This is a genomic window from Clostridium lamae, assembly GCF_033043255.1.
Lineage (GTDB): Bacteria > Bacillota > Clostridia > Clostridiales > Clostridiaceae > Clostridium > Clostridium lamae.
Map to the genome: position 1 here is coordinate 60607 of NZ_JASCQJ010000005.1, position 16321 is coordinate 76927.

Below are 16321 nucleotides of genomic sequence, written 5' to 3' on the forward strand. Positions count from 1 at the left end.
TGGAGGAAGAAATATGGACAATACATCGTTAATACTTGAAGGTGGAGGAATGAGAGGAGTTTACTCTGCTGGAGTTCTAGATCTGTTATTGGATAAAGGCATAAATATCAAGTATTGTATAGGAGTATCAGCAGGAGCATGTAACTGTGTTTCTTATATTTCAAAACAAAAGAAGAGAAATTATAGGGTTAACATAAATTATATTAATGATAAAAGGTACTTAAGTGTGAGAAATCTAATCAAGACTGGATCTGCTTTCGGAATGGATATGCTATTTAATTTAATACCAAATGAGCTAGAACCATTTGATCATGAAACTTTTATAAAATCAGGAACAAAGTTTTTTGTTGGAGCAACTAATTGCGAAACAGGGCTTCCAGAGTTCTATCAAATAAATGACTTTAATAAAGATGGATATGAGTCTTTAAAGGCTTCTATATCCCTTCCTTTTGTCGCAAAAGTAATTGAATATGATAACAAAAAGTTAATGGATGGGGGTATAGCAGCACCTATACCTATTCAAAAGGCGATAGATGATGGTATTGAAAAGCATGTAGTTATTTTAACACAACATAAAGGTTATAAAAAAAGCAAAACAAAGATTATGCCAGTAATAAAAAGAAAATATAAAAATCATACTGGACTTATAAGCGCTATGGAAAATAGATATAAGATTTATAATGATACCTTAGATCTATTAGACAGATTAGAAGAAGATGGAAAATGCTTTATCATTAGGCCAAGTAGACCTTTAGAAGTAAGTAGATTTGAAAAAGATAAAAATAAGTTAGAAGATATATATAATAGAGGATATGAAGATGCAAAAGCTCTTTCAGATGAGCTTATTAAGTTTTTAAATTAAAACTCGTGGAGGTAAGTTTATGAGAATATTTCATATGGGTGATTGGCACATAGGAAAACTTGTTAATGGATTTTATATGACTGAAGATCAGGAGTATGTAATTGAGCAATTATATAGAGCTATTGAAGAAAAGAAGCCGGATGTAATAATAATTGCTGGCGATTTATATGATAGGTCAGTTCCGCCAGTTCATGCAGTTGAATTATTAAATAAATCATTAATAAAGATAGTAAAGGAATTAAATACTAAAGTGATAGCTTTAGCAGGAAATCACGATAGTAATGAAAGAATAGAATTTGCTAGTTCACTTTTATCAGAAAGTGGACTATATATATTTGGCAATTTAAAAAGAAAAATAGATAAAATCACTTTAGAAGATGAGTATGGAAAAGTTAATTTCTATCCAATACCTTATGCCGATGTTCCATGTGTTAGAGACTTGTTTGAGGACGAAAATATAAAAAGTTATGATTTAGCTATGGAGAGGATAATATCAGAAATATCTAATGATTTTAATGAGGCAGAAAGAAATGTAGCTATTGCCCATGGATATGTTACAGGTATTAAAGGTGATGGGGTTGAAGAGTTAGTAGAAAGTGATTCAGAAAAGCCACTATCAATAGGAGGTACTGAATATATTAATTCTAAGCATTTTGAAAGATTTAATTATACAGCTCTTGGACATTTACATGGTCCTCAAAAGGTGGGTAGCGATAGGATAAGATATTCAGGATCTCTTATGAAGTATTCTTTTTCAGAAGTAAAACAACGTAAGGGAATAACAATAGTTGATTTAGATAAAAATGGAGATGTTAATATTGAAATTTATGAATTGAAGCCTAAGAGAGACTTTAGAATAGAAGAAGGAACTTTAGAAGAAGTTTTAAATAGATATGATAAGAATAATGAAAATAATGAAGATTATATAAAGGTAGTTCTAAAGGATAAAGGTGAATTATTGGATCCTATGGCTAAGCTTAGAGCAGTTTATCCAAATGTTATGGAACTTACTAGAGAAGTGAAGGTATTAAGAGAAGGCAATAGAAGAGTTGCTAGTGATATAAAACAAAAATCTAATATTTCATTATTTGAAAGCTTTTATAAAGATATAATGGATGAAGTTTGTACAGATGTTGATATAGATATTATGAAGAGAGTTATGGAATCTGCAGAAAGGGGAGAAGAATAATGATAATCAAGAAGATGATTATTTCAGCTTTTGGACCTTATGCTGAAAGGCAAGAACTAGATTTTGAAACTAACCTTGATGGTAAAAATATGTTTGTTATAACTGGTAATACAGGAGCGGGTAAAACGACTATATTTGATGCTATAAATTTTGCATTGTACGGGGAGGCTAGTGGGAGTGAGAGAGAAGGAAAGTCATTAAGAAGTGATTTTGCAGATCCAACTACACCTACAGAAGTTGAGCTTTGGTTCTCTTTAAGGGGAAAAGATTACTATATAAAAAGATCACCACAATATTTTAGAGCAAAGCAAAGAGGAGAAGGATTTACTGAAAGTAAGCCTTATGCAGAAATTAAATTAAAAGATAAAACTATATCTGGACCTAAGGAGGTCACTAGACAAGTTGAAGAAATATTAGGAATAACTTGTGATCAATTTAAACAACTAGTAATGATTCCACAAGGAGAATTTAAAAAATTATTAAATTCTGATAGTGATAAGAAAGAAGAAATATTTAGAAAGATATTTGGAACTAAGATTTTTTCAGATATTCAACAAAATGTGAAAAATGAAGCAAATAACCTTAAAAAGTCTATAGAAATAGTTCAAAGAGATAGAGAAAATAGGATACGTTCTTTTTCATGTAGAAATGAAGAAGATGAATTAATTAAATTAATAAATAATAAAGATTTAAATATTAACTTAATTTTAGATATGTTTAATCTTTCTATTAATAAAGATAAAGAAGAAGAAGAAAAGTTAAAGGAAAAAATAAATAGAATTAATGATGAAATTAATAATATTTCTAAAAATCTAGCTTTAGCGAAAGAAACAAACAAAAAACTAGAAGACTTGGAAAAGTATAAAGCTGAACTTGATAACTTAAATTTATTAAAAGATGAGTATAAATTAAAAGAAGAAAAATTAAGACTAGCTAAAAAGGCACAAACAGCTTTATCCTTTGAAGAAAAATATGAAGAAAAGAGAAAATCTCTTAATAAGGTAAAAGAATCTTTAAGCTTAAGTGAAGCTAATTTATTAAAGTATAAAGAAGAGTTAGAAAAGGCAGATTTAAAGTTTAAAGAAGAAATTAATAAAGAGCCTCTTAAAAATCAATTAAATAAGAAGCTAGATGAAATAGAAAAGTTAAAAGAAAAATCTTTAAATTATTCAACTAATAAAGAAAAGTTAGAGCTTCTAAAATCTCAATCTAAAAATGTTAGTGAGAGAATTGTAATTATTAATAAAAGTATAGAAAAAAACTCTAATGAAATTAAGATTCTATCTGATGAATTAGAAAAGATAAATAAACTAAAAGAAGAAGTTAATAAGTTAAAAATAGATGAGATTAATTATACTAGCAAGGAAGAAAAATTAAACAACCTTCTTACATCTTTAAATAAATGTATAAAAGAATCTTTAAGACATGAAAAGGGAAGTAATTTTTATGAGAAAGCTAATAAGGATTACTTAGATAAGAAAGAAGTATATGAAAGATTAGAAGATATTTTTAGAAGAAATGTCGCAGGAATATTAGCGAAAGAATTAAAAGAAGGAGAAACCTGTCCTGTTTGTGGTTCAACCCATCATCCATCATTAGCAGTTCTTGAAAATGAGAGTATAAATGAAGAGGGTGTAAAAGAAGCGAAATTAAAAGCAGAAGAAGCTTATACAACTAGAGAAAAATATTATAGAGAACTTACTAAAATTAAAGCTGAAATAGATTCTCTTAAAAATGATTATATTAAACCTTTATTTGTAGAAATATTTAATGAAGATACTAGTGAGGATTTAAATATTTGTATAGATAAAGTTAATAGTATTATAAGAAGTAATAATGAAGAGTTAAATAAGGTGAGAACTAAGAAAACTGAGATTGAAAAGGCAGTTTCCAAAGAATCAGAAAAGAATAAGCATAAGAAGGAAATTGAAAGTAATAATGAAATATTAAGAACTGAATTAGAAGCCAAGAATAATGAACTTGTTAATAAACAGGGAGAAGTTAAAACTCAAGAGGCTAACTTAGAAAATATAATAAAGGAATTTAATGGAGAAATTAAAACTATAGATGTTTTAGAAAAAGAAGAAATTCATATTATCAAAACATTAGAGAAGTTAAAGGAAGATTATAATAATGCTGAAAAGTACTTTAATGATACGAAAACTAACTTCGATAAAGAAAATGGGAATAAGATCTCCTTAGAATCTCAATTAAAGACTTCAGAAGAAGAGTTAAATGTTGCTTTAGAGACCTTTAAAAATAAGGTTATTGAATTAGGGTTTGATGGATATAAAGATTACTCTGAAAATAAAATTACAGTAGAAGCACTAGACTCACTAGAAAATAGTATAAATCAATATAATATTAAACTATATAATGCTGAAAAAGTTTATAATATTTCAGTTGAAGGATGCAAGGACTTAAAATTTGCAGATATTAATGCTATTGAAGAAGTTTTAAGATTAAAAAATGAAGAGAAGAGTAAAGAAGAAAAGTTAGAAAAAGATATTTATTTAAGAATAAATCAAAATATTAATATTCTTGAGGATTGTAAGAGGTTTAATAAAGCAATAGAAGCTGATGAAGAGAAATATAAAAATGTTGGGAAATTAGCTAAGATAATAAATGGGGATAACCCAAGGAAGATAAGCTTTGAAAGATATGTTCTAGCAGCATATTTTGAAGATATTATTTCTGCTGCTAATATAAGATTTTCACAGATGACCTGCAATAGATTTTTACTATTAAGAAAAGAAGAACTTGGTGATAAGAGAAAAGGACAAGGCTTAGATCTTGAAGTTTTTGATAACTACACAGGAAAATCAAGAGATGTAAAAACTTTATCAGGGGGAGAATCCTTTAAGGCATCTCTTTCTATGGCCTTAGGCTTAGCAGATGTGGTTCAAAGTCATTCAGGTGGAATACAACTAGATACTATGTTTATAGATGAAGGGTTTGGAACATTAGATCCAGAATCTCTAGATGCTGCAATTGAATGCTTAGTAGATCTTCAGGATGATGGAAGAGTAGTTGGAGTTATATCTCACGTTCAAGAATTAAAAGATAGAATAGAAGTGAAATTAGAAGTATCTTCAACTAACCAAGGAAGCAAGGCAGAATTTAGAATCTAACGATAGTGAATAAGTAAAAAGTAAGAGTGAATAAGTAATTAGGAGAGTAGATAGGTTTTTAAAAAATATAAATTTATCTACTCTCTTTTGATTTATAGTTATTTTTAATATCTTAAAAGTAAAGAACAGGTTGACCAAAATGTTCCAATAGACCATAGAATTACATTATCGCCTCTTTTTAATTTTCCGCTTTCAATGGATTCATATAAAGCTAGGAAAGGAGAGGTACAACCTGTGTAACCATATTTATCTCCTATGTAAGGAACTTTATCAGGAGTTACGCTAAATTCCTCTAAGAATCCATCTCTCATTCCTAAAGCAAATTGAGATATGCAGTATAAATCTATGTTATCTAGCGATAAATGATAATCATCTAATAATTTATTAATGCTTAATTTTGCTTCTTTAACAGAAAAGCTACCGTCAAATGGTGTCCAATTAATCATTTTTTCATGAGGGTTTATATCTTCATATATATTAGTCATACCACAAGAAGGATATTTTACCATATCCCAATTATCACTATTAGTTAAAGAATGAGAGCCAAGGAAGTCTGAATCCTTATCGGTTTTTTCTAATATTACAGCACAAGCACAATCCCCAAATATAGGATATGTTAATTCATCATTAGTACTACAATGGCGTGACCAACAGTCTGATCCAACAATTAATGCTTTTTTAAAATTATTATTAGTTTTTAAAATTCTAACAGCGTTATCAACTGCAACTATCATTCCTGCACAATTTACATTTGTATCTAAAACCATACAATCTTTTTTCCCTTTTATTGCATTATGAATCATAATAGCTTGTGGAGGCATTGTGTATTGTGGAATAATTGAAGAGAATATAATTAAATCTATATCCTCTCCTTTTAAGTAAGCTTTATTTAAAGCATTTTCACATGCTTTTATAGCCATTGTTATGTTATTTTCATCTTTATTGTTTATAACGTATCTAGTTTTCCTTCCATAAGCCTCTAATAATCTTCTAATATCCTTATCTTGTTTAAAAAAGTGTTCAATATAAAAATCATTAGAAACTTTGTTTTCAGGATGATAAATACCTACTGAATTAATTCTTATGTTGTCCATTTCTTCTCCTTTTCTAATCTATAATATTTTTAATAACTCTTATAATATATCGAATAAGAAGTTTTAAACTAAATATTACCAAAAATAAAATGTGTAAAGCAAAACAACTTTTTATTTGAATTTCACTTTTTTTATTATAAAATTAATATACATAGTAAATATTTATAATATTGAAAATTTTATGACTAATTTAATCTGAAAAAGTATATATAATGGGGAGATGTTTATGGAAAATGGGAAAGGTAATAGATATGGATTATTTGCATCTATACTTATAGCTTTAGGACCTATAATATGGTTATTTATTAATATATCTAATAAGGATTATGAGAAGATAACATTAAATGTAGTTGCTATTATACTTACATTTACTTTATTTCTATTTAACCTTAGAGCTTTTTTAAAAACATATGAGAAGAAAAATAATATTGCCTTAGAAATTATAAAAAATATAGTTTCATTTATATTTTTTATTTTGCTAATAGCAACAATGATAATTCTATTTATAGCATTTTATTTAGTAATATCAATAATACAGAAAGAATTGTTTGTAAAAGGAGATTATATGTTTTATCTTGTAAAATCTCCATACTCATATTTATTATATTTAATATTTTTTATTATAGCTAATTCAATAGCAGAGAAAATATCTTCTGCAAAAAAAGGATTACCTTTTTTCAATAAATTTGATAAATTTATTGCATTATCATTAATTCCAATTATATATATACTACTTACTAGTATAGTGGTAGTAACAGAAGAGGGGATTTATGATTATAGTTTCTACAATTTAAAGGGTAAAAAATATAGCTTTAGTGATGTAGAGTATGTAGATACTGGATTTAATGATGGATGGACAAATAGGGGAGAATTTTTTTATAATATTCAGTTTGAAGATGGTAAAAAATTAAAACTAGCTTATCCATCTTCATCTCAATTATCAGTTAAATATGAGCATGATACGTGGCAAGAATATGTTGATATAGATAAATATATTATGGATGCTGGAGCAAAAAAAGAGTCCAGTGAAAATGGAGTTGAATATGTAACTATGGATAAGGTTTATGTGGATAAGTTATTAAAGGTTGTTAGGAATAAGTAGGGATTAGGTAATAGTAAATAAGTAAGAAGTAATGGTGAATAACTAAAAAATAAGAGTTAGGGACTATGGGAAAGGACCATATCAGAAATTTTTGTTAGCAATAGGGGTAGGTTTATTGACAATATTAGTAGGAGGTATTACTCATGTTAAAAATTAGATATGTAAAAATAGAAGATAAAGAATTTTGGTATAGTCTTGATAAACACCTACCAAAGATTGAGTTTGATAATAAAATTCGCAACAAGCAGGGCTATGTTTTGTTAAATGACGATAAAGCAATTGGTTTATTAAGATATAATCTATTTTGGGATAATACACCATTTTGTACAATGCTTTTTGTTGATGTGAAGTATCAAGGCAATGGTTACGGAAGAAAATTGATGGAATATTGGGAATCGGACATGAAGGATCAAGGATATGGAATGCTTTTGACTTCCACACAGGTAAATGAAACTTCACAAAATTTTTATAGAAAATTAGGTTATAAGGACTGTGGTTGCCTTATAATTGATATTCCAAAATATGAACAACCGATGGAAATGTTTATGATAAAAGGAATATAAATTTTAAGTTGTCTGTGAATTAAAATGCCAACAAACTCAGTTTGTTATAACAATGATACCAATAAAATATCCAAAGTTTTTGGGAGCATATGCAGGCTTTAATAGTGATGGACTAAATGTGCTTAAATATTTAGTTAATAAATCATTAGTTAGATAAATGGAAATTTGGATGGTATAGGTTATTCATATAGTGGATGTGAGGTATAATAATAACATAAATAATTTATTAGATTGGGGGTAGCTCTTTTGGAGTGGATTGGATGGATTAGTTTAATTATTATACTTTGTTATTCTTCTTATCCAGATAAGGTAAAGAAGCTAGAGAAGAAAGTAAAATTATTAGAAAGAAATGAAAAGGGGGATTTTGAAATGTCAAAGATAATATCATCTCTTGTGGGAGAAAAGTGTAAGATTAAATGTAATGAAACACTTTCTTTTAATGGTTCATTAGATGTTGTAGCAAATGTTCTAGATGTAGATGATGAGTGGATTAAAATTTCTTATGTAGACAAAAAGGGTATTAGTAAAGTAAAGATAGTAAGAATAGAAGTTATTGATAATATAGAATTAATTTCAGAATAAATTTTTTAATTTAAATATTAAGGTCTTTTAAGTTGTGTATATTCATTGCTTAAGAGATCTTTTAATTTGAAAAAAATTAAAAGAAAAACTAATTTTTTATTTTTATAAATCATGTAACTAATGTTACCGAATTAATTTATTAATATCAATATAATGTACCTATGAAATAAATTAATAATAAAACCAAGGGGGATTTAATTCAATGGAAAACAAGATGTTTTGCTTTCAATGTCAAGAAACAGCAGGGTGTACTGGATGTACAAAGTTTGGAGTTTGTGGTAAATCACCAGATTTAGCAAGAATGCAAGATCTTTTAGTATATACAACAAAAGGACTATCAGAAATTACAACAAGACTTAGAAAAGAAGGAAAAGAAATATCAAAGGATATTAATCACTTTATTACAATAAATTTATTTACAACTATAACTAATGCTAACTTTGATGATGAAATATTCTATGAAAGAGTTAAAAGAGTTTTAGAAATAAAGGAAGAGTTATTAAATAGGTTATCAAACAAAGATAATTTATCAGAAGCTGCATTATGGACAGCATCTACAAGAGAAGAATATGATGCAAAGTCAACAGAAGTTGGTGTATTAGCAACTAAAAATGAAGATATAAGAAGCTTAAGAGAGCTTATAACTTATGGATTAAAAGGTTTATCAGCATACATGAAACATGCTAATGAATTAAGTTATGATAATGAAGAAGTTAATGCATATATGCAAGAAACTTTAGCTAAATTATTAAATGATAATTTAACAGCAGATGAATTAGTTGCTTTAACTTTAGAAACTGGTAAGGTTGGGGTAGACGGTATGGCTTTACTTGATAGTGCTAATACTGGAACTTATGGACACCCAGAAATCACAAAGGTTAATATAGGTGTTAAAAATAACCCAGGAATATTAGTATCAGGTCACGACTTAAAGGATTTAGAACAATTATTAGAGCAAACAAAAGGAACAGGAGTAGATGTTTATACTCACTCAGAAATGTTACCAGCTCACTATTATCCAGCATTTAAGAAATATGATCACTTTGTAGGAAACTATGGAAATGCATGGTGGAAGCAAAAAGAAGAATTTGAAAGCTTCAATGGACCAATTTTAATGACTACTAACTGTATAGTACCACCAAAGGATAGCTATAAGGAAAGAGTATTCACAACTGGAGCAGCAGGATTCCCAGGGTGTAAGCATATAGATGGTATAGATGGAGAAACTAAAGATTTCTCAGAAATGATTGAGCTTGCTAAAACATGCAAGGCACCTACTGAAATAGAACAAGGAGAAATCATTGGAGGATTTGCACACAATCAAGTAATGCAACTTGCAGATAAGGTTGTAGATGCTGTTAAATCAGGAGCTATAAAGAAGTTCTTTGTAATGGCAGGATGTGATGGAAGAGCTAAATCAAGAAACTACTACACAGATTTTGCTAAGGCTCTGCCACAAGATACTGTAATATTAACAGCAGGATGTGCTAAATATAAATATAACAAATTAGACTTAGGAGATATTGGTGGAATTCCAAGAGTATTAGATGCAGGACAATGTAATGATTCATATTCATTAGCATTAATAGCTTTAAAACTTAAAGAAGTATTCGAATTACAAGATATAAATGATTTACCAATAGCATTTAATATTGCATGGTATGAACAAAAGGCTGTAATAGTATTATTATCATTATTATATCTTGGAGTTAAGAATATCCACTTAGGACCAACATTACCAGCATTCCTTTCACCAAATGTAGCTAAAGTACTTGTTGAAAACTTTGGAATCGGTGGAATAACTAATGTTGAAGATGACTTAAAGATGTTTTTAGCATAATAAGAATATTTAAAAGTAATTATTAAAGTGTATTCTTTTGAATAACAGTTAAAAATATTAAGAAGATGATTTCTGTATTAGCAGAAGTCATCTTTTTTACTTTTTATAACTATCTACTTCTCATAAATTTAATAAATCAATCTTTTAGATTAATTAATATTAATTTTATTGATAAAACTGTAAATAATATTACAGCTACAAAAGATATAATATTTGAGGCATACTGAAGTGGAGATGCTACTCCCTTTATAAATGATCTTATACCGCCTATTGAACTTTGAAATGGAGATGTTTGTAATAACACAAGCATAGCACATCCTAAAATTGCATAAATTAAATTAGAATTTTTATTTTTTAAAATAAAGCACCTTTCTAAAAACAAAATTGAAAATAAATATTCATTCCATGTATCACTATATTATACTAAAATAACCATTAAATGAAATAGGAATATGATTTATTAAGTTTTTTATTTTTAGCAATGGCTCTGTTTATAATTGGACGTTGATTTATTATACTATTGAGAAGGAATTTAAAAATAGAACATTAATAGTTTATTTTCATGTAGTTATAACCCATAATTAATATATAATAAAAATGTACATTAGTTAGCTTTGAAAAAATATACTGTAGTTATTATTATAAATAGTTAAACATAATACTAAAAAACTTAAATAGTTTAGTAATTTTAAGTATGATTATAATTTAGAACTTAATATTATTAGATTACAAAGAAACTTATATTAATAGGGGGATACAAATGGAAAATGAAAATTTGAAAAATATAGTAATATCAATACCTGCCTCTGGAACTATAGATTTAATATATAAATATCAAATACACGCTCATCCTGATAAAGTAGGATATGAATACAAAGATGTGAAATACTATACCTTTAGGAAAAAGGGTGGAATTATGGATAAGTTATTTGAGATAGAAAAAATAATAACTATTAATCCATATAATATAGATGAGATAAAAGAATATAATTTAACATCAGAAATAGAAAATAGATTGAAAAAATATATTGAAGAAAGGCTAAAATCTTTTGAATTTGAACATAAGGGTATTAATTATAAATTCTATATATTAAATTATAAAGAAAAATTAGAACATAACCCTAAAAAACCTAGTCAGAATAATCATTGCTATATAACTTTAGATGAGTTACATAGTGGAAAAGAATTTGTAGATACAGTAAAGTTATCAGAAAGTGAAAGCATATCTATGAATCAACTTAATAATAAAGAAAATTTAATGTGGACATTTTTTTCAAATCCTAAGTATTGGTATGTAGATGATTTTTTAAATAGTGATAAAGTAAATGGTGAAATTTATTACTCTATTAATAAAGACCATAGAGATAAATTTAAAATAGGAGATAGAGGCGTAATAAGAGTAGGAATAGACTCTAGAAATAAATCGGAACTATATGGTAAAGAAAAAATGAAGTCAGGTATATATGCTGTAGTAAAAGTTATGTCTATACCAGAATTTATAAAAGATGATTATAGTGAGTTTTATGCAAATAAGGACGATATAAATATAGAAAAGTGGCGAATAAAAATAAAGATAATTAAAAATTTGATAAATTCTCCAATAATATTTAATGAAGAAAATAAAGTGAAATTAGATCAGGATAAGTATTTAATTAGTGGATTTCAAAGAGCTACAATGCCTTTGAAAGAAGAGGTGTTTTATAGGATACTTAAATTAATTAATTCAAATAACAGTACTAATATAAATAGATATGAAGAAATAATTGATATTAAAAACTTAGGAAATTCAATTGTTGGAATTGAATTTTTAAATGAGATTTATGAAAATACAAATATAGAGCAAAAAGAGAGACTAGTTAAAGTTATAGAAAGAGGGAGAATAGCAAATAAGATAAAGAAATACATAAAGTATAAATGTCAAATATGTGAATCATTAGGGCTGAATCCATATTCATTTAAGAAAAAGAATGGAGAATATTATGTTGAGACACATCATATAATACCAGTTTCAGATTCTAAGAACTCTAAATTATCGGTAGATAATTTGATATGTTTATGTCCGAATCATCATAGAGAATTACACTATGGTAATGTCAAGATTATAAATAATAATGATACGTATGTAGAATATAATTTAGATGGAACACAAGTTAAAATAGATAAAATAAAATTTAATAAATAATATTAATATTAGTCTAAAATAGAGCTTCAGCAATATATAATATTTAAAAGTTCTTAGTGTACACTTTATATTATAGTTTTACGTTAGCTTTTATTTTGTTCATGTGTAATTTATGATAGTATAATAGTGATAAATTGCTAAGTAATTTTTTAGTTAATAGTGACTAGTGAAAGAGTTAAGGAGATTTTTTATGATAGATGTTTTAAAAAAAACATGTTTCTTTAAAGGGATTCCTGAAAATGAAATAGAGGATATATTAAAAAGAGAACTATATTTAGTAAGAGAATATAAGAAAAATCAAGCTATAGCTAATCAAGGAGAAGAATGTAATAGTTTATCTGTAATACTTGAAGGAAAGGCTGTAATACAAACTATATATGAAAATGGCAAAGTATTAACACTAGCAAATTTTAATGTAAGTGATGTATTTGCAGAAGCACTTTTATTTTCAAAGGATAAGGAATATCCTGCAACAGTAATGGCAGTTGAAAATTGCAAAGTGCTATCTTTTCCTAGGAATAGCGTATTAGGAATAATGCAGAAAAATATTAAGTTTGCGGAAAATATGTTAGAATTGTTATCACAAAAAATAGTGATATTAAATAGAAAAATTAATCTAATAGAATTAGATTCTATTAGAAGGAAGATATGCAAGATATTATTAGATAATTATAAGAAAAATAATAGTTATATATATAAAATAGCTTCTAAGAAAGAACTTGCTGAGGAACTTGGAATTCCTAGACCATCACTTTCAAGAGAACTAATTAATATGAAGGATATGGGATTAATAGATTTTACTCTAAAGGAAATTAAAATTACTGATCTTGAAGCTTTAGAAGACGAATTTTTCTTATAATAATTTGGCGGTTTTCTAATTAGTGTTAATTTATAAAGCAAATAAAAAGGTTTTACATCCTATAACCTTTTTATTTGCTTTAATTATTAAAAAACCTTCTCTAGCAACAGTTACTAGAATATTTGAATAGTGCACATAGGACAATTTCATTTGTTTGACTCTCATTTAATCCCACTAAATAGTTAATTACAAAAATTCAATAATGTGTTAATGTATATATAGTATATATAATATTAATCATAACATGATTAATATGTTTGGAGGGGATTAATAGTGGTAAATGTTGTTGTAGGACCGAATTTAAGAAGGATAGTGCGAACTGGTCCATAAAAAGCATGTTTTCCTTCATAATCAAGGGGGAATTACTATTATAAAATTAATTAAATTCAATTATAATTCACAGGAACAAATAGACTCAATCCTTTTGTTAGAAAAAAAGTGCACACAATATGATAAAATAAAGTTAAATATAGGAATCGAACACCTTGCAAAAGAAAATGGAGATCATGCGATACTTTGCTACTTTGATAATGAAATGGTTGGTATTTTAACTTGGTACACAGATGATGGAATTGTAGCAAACATCAACGGGATGGTGCATCCAGAGTATCGTCGCAAAGGAATATTTAGCAATTTGCTTAAGTTTGCTAAAGAAGATATTAAAAAGCAAGGAATAAAAACTTTAATCTATAGATTTCTTAAAGATTCTGAATCTGGTTTCAGATTTGTTAGTTCTTTAAATGTTGAATTTGAAAGATCAGAATACTCTATGACACTTTCTAATTTACAAAATGAAAAGCGTTTAAGATATCTTGATTTATATTTAAGTTCTATGGAACCTGAGGATTTTGAGTTTGCCATAAAGTGCTCATCACAGGCCTTTGGTCATTCGGAAGAATGGTCACGCGAATTTTTTTCAAGGACGGACGAACCAAGTAATAAAACATACATCGTAAAGATAGAAAGTGAAAACGTAGGGCTTATTAGGATTAATTATTTAAGTCCAAATACAGCCGTAATTTACAGCTTCTGTATCATACCATCACATCAAGGAAAAGGAATAGGTCAGGATGTTCTTAGGAAAACTGTAAGTCTTTTGCTTGAAGAACAATGTACAAACATTAGGTTATCAGTAGTCACCAATAATGACCGTGCTTTAAATCTATATAAGAAAGTTGGATTTGAAGTAACTTCAGAATTCAAATATTACAAAGGTGATTTATAAACAGTATTTTCACTATTGTAGAAGTCATACAACTAATTACGAAAATATATATCATATTGAAGATATTAAAAAATCAGAATGTTTAAACTAAAATATATATACAGATTATTAAATATATGTTAGAATTATACTGTAATTTATTTAATGTGCTAAGAGATTTAGAGATAAGCATAAAAATAAGAGTGCTCTTATTTTTATGCTTTTTTGTCGTGTAAAAAGCAAATAATAAGAGGGATATAAGAAATTTTTATGGAGGTATTTATATGTATGATGTAGTAATAATAGGAGCGGGAATAATAGGTGCTTCTATTTTTAGAGAGCTAACTAAGTATAACTTTAAAGTTGCAATATTAGAAAAAGAAAATGATGTTTCAATGGGAACTACAAAGGCCAACTCAGCAATAATCCATGCAGGATATGATCCAGAGTATGGAACTTTAATGGCAAAGTATAATGTTATAGGAAATGAAATGTTTGATGATTTATGTAAGGAGCTTTCAGTACCTTTTATTAGAAATGGTTCATTAGTAATTGCTTTTGATGAAAATGATATGGAAGTAATAAAACATCTTTATGAAAATGGAATTAAAAATAATGTAAAAGATTTGAAGATACTAACTAAGGAAGAGGTTTTAGAGCTTGAACCTAATGTAAATGAAAATATTTATGGAGCATTATATGCACCAACAGCAGGGATAGTTGGACCTTTTGAATATACTATTGCTTTAGTTGAAAATGCTGTGAAAAATGGTGGAGAAGTTAAGTTAAATTCTGAAGTAGTATCAATAACAAAGGATGATATATTTACAATTAAATTAAAAAATGATCAGGAAATAAAAACTAAGTATGTAATAAATGCAGCAGGTGTTTATGCAGATAAAATTCATAATATGATTTGTGAGGAAAGTTTTACAATTAATCCTATTAGAGGGGAATATTATGTTTTAGATAAAGATGAAGGTAAAAACTTTCATAATACTATTTTCCAATGCCCATCTAAACTTGGTAAAGGAGTCTTAGTTGCACCAACAGTGCATGGAAACTTAATTGTTGGACCTAATGCACAGGATGTAGATGACAGGGACTCAGTAAAAACTACTTCTGAAGCCTTAGATTTTATAAGGAAAACAGCTACAAGAACTACTAATAAAATTAATTTCAGAAATTCAATTAGAAATTTTGCAGGATTAAGAGCAGATGCTAACATAGGAGATTTTATTATTGAAGAAAATGATAAAGTAAAAGGATTTGTAGATGTGTCAGGTATTAAGTCTCCAGGATTAACTGCAGCACCAGCTATTGCTTTGGAGGTAATTGATATATTAAAGACTTCGGGACTGAATTTTATAAAAAAAGAAGATTTTAATCCATATAGAAAACAAATTAGATTTATGGAATTACCTATAGATGAAAAAATTGAAATTATCAAAAAAGATAAAAATTATGGAAGAATAATATGTAGATGTGAAGAAATAACAGAGGGAGAAATCATAGATGCAATTAATAGATCCTTTGGAAGAGTTTCTTTAGATGGAATAAAGAGGCGATGCAGACCAGGAATGGGGAGATGCCAAGGCGGTTTTTGTGGACCTCGTGTCCAAGAAATAATTGCAAGAGAGTTAAATATACCACTTGAAAGTATAGTTCAAGAAAAAGATGGATCTTATATATTAACAGAAAGGTCAAGATAGG

General features: G+C 27.3%; 13 protein-coding genes. 11 read left to right on the forward strand and 2 right to left on the reverse strand.

Features of this window, described 5'->3' with window-relative positions:
• Positions 1–13 precede the first annotated feature (13 nt).
• Genes QK892_RS04330 through QK892_RS04340 form a run of 3 tightly spaced genes read left to right on the forward strand, consistent with a single transcriptional unit; the run spans position 14 to position 5182 of the window.
• Entirely contained in the window at positions 14–862 is an 849-nt protein-coding gene (locus QK892_RS04330; protein WP_317272305.1) for a patatin-like phospholipase family protein, read from the forward strand.
• 19 nt (positions 863–881) lie between these two features.
• A complete protein-coding gene (locus tag QK892_RS04335) occupies positions 882–2051 on the forward strand; it encodes an exonuclease SbcCD subunit D (RefSeq protein WP_317272306.1) in 1170 nt (389 codons plus the stop codon).
• A complete protein-coding gene (locus QK892_RS04340) occupies positions 2051–5182 on the forward strand; it encodes an SMC family ATPase (RefSeq protein ID WP_317272307.1) in 3132 nt (1043 codons plus the stop codon). The genes QK892_RS04335 and QK892_RS04340 overlap by 1 nt, the downstream gene beginning before the upstream one ends.
• Positions 5183–5286: 104 nt before the next feature.
• Here QK892_RS04340 and QK892_RS04345 read toward each other — a convergent pair whose 3' ends face one another.
• Positions 5287–6276: a ketoacyl-ACP synthase III gene (locus tag QK892_RS04345; protein ID WP_317272308.1), complete on the reverse strand. Its 990-nt coding sequence runs from the start codon at positions 6274–6276 to the stop codon at positions 5287–5289.
• A gap of 226 nt (positions 6277–6502) precedes the next feature.
• Between QK892_RS04345 and QK892_RS04350 the strand changes: the two genes are divergently transcribed.
• The 4 genes from QK892_RS04350 (at position 6503) to hcp (ending at position 10363) form a co-directional block, all read left to right on the forward strand.
• Positions 6503–7378 (forward strand): hypothetical protein, encoded by an 876-nt coding sequence (locus tag QK892_RS04350; protein WP_317272309.1) that lies wholly within the window; start codon positions 6503–6505, stop codon positions 7376–7378.
• A 143-nt stretch (positions 7379–7521) separates the two neighbouring features.
• Positions 7522–7941, forward strand: coding sequence for a GNAT family N-acetyltransferase (locus QK892_RS04355; RefSeq protein WP_317272310.1), 420 nt, complete (start codon positions 7522–7524; stop codon positions 7939–7941).
• A gap of 246 nt (positions 7942–8187) precedes the next feature.
• On the forward strand, positions 8188–8523 hold the full coding sequence (locus tag QK892_RS04360; RefSeq protein ID WP_317272311.1) for a hypothetical protein: 336 nt from the start codon (positions 8188–8190) through the stop codon (positions 8521–8523).
• Positions 8524–8725: 202 nt separating this feature from the next.
• Positions 8726–10363, forward strand: coding sequence for a hydroxylamine reductase (gene hcp, locus QK892_RS04365; RefSeq protein ID WP_317272312.1), 1638 nt, complete (start codon positions 8726–8728; stop codon positions 10361–10363).
• A 136-nt stretch (positions 10364–10499) separates the two neighbouring features.
• Here the strand turns inward: hcp and QK892_RS04370 are convergent, their stop codons facing one another.
• Positions 10500–10673, reverse strand: coding sequence for a hypothetical protein (locus QK892_RS04370; RefSeq protein ID WP_317272313.1), 174 nt, complete (start codon positions 10671–10673; stop codon positions 10500–10502).
• 450 nt (positions 10674–11123) lie between these two features.
• Here QK892_RS04370 and QK892_RS04375 point away from each other — a divergent pair, with 450 nt between their 5' ends.
• The 4 genes from QK892_RS04375 to QK892_RS04390 all read left to right on the forward strand — a co-directional run bounded on the left by QK892_RS04375 (position 11124) and on the right by QK892_RS04390 (position 16320).
• Complete coding sequence (locus QK892_RS04375; RefSeq protein ID WP_317272314.1) at positions 11124–12545, forward strand: HNH endonuclease; 1422 nt, start codon at positions 11124–11126, stop codon at positions 12543–12545.
• Positions 12546–12735: 190 nt separating this feature from the next.
• The gene (locus QK892_RS04380; protein WP_317272315.1) at positions 12736–13404 is read left to right on the forward strand and encodes a Crp/Fnr family transcriptional regulator; all 669 of its coding nucleotides are present in this window, start codon (positions 12736–12738) and stop codon (positions 13402–13404) included.
• A 424-nt stretch (positions 13405–13828) separates the two neighbouring features.
• Positions 13829–14629, forward strand: coding sequence for a GNAT family N-acetyltransferase (locus tag QK892_RS04385; RefSeq protein WP_317272316.1), 801 nt, complete (start codon positions 13829–13831; stop codon positions 14627–14629).
• Positions 14630–14892: 263 nt separating this feature from the next.
• Positions 14893–16320, forward strand: a complete 1428-nt coding sequence (locus QK892_RS04390; RefSeq protein WP_317272317.1) for an NAD(P)/FAD-dependent oxidoreductase — start codon at positions 14893–14895, stop codon at positions 16318–16320.
• Position 16321 lies beyond the last annotated feature (1 nt).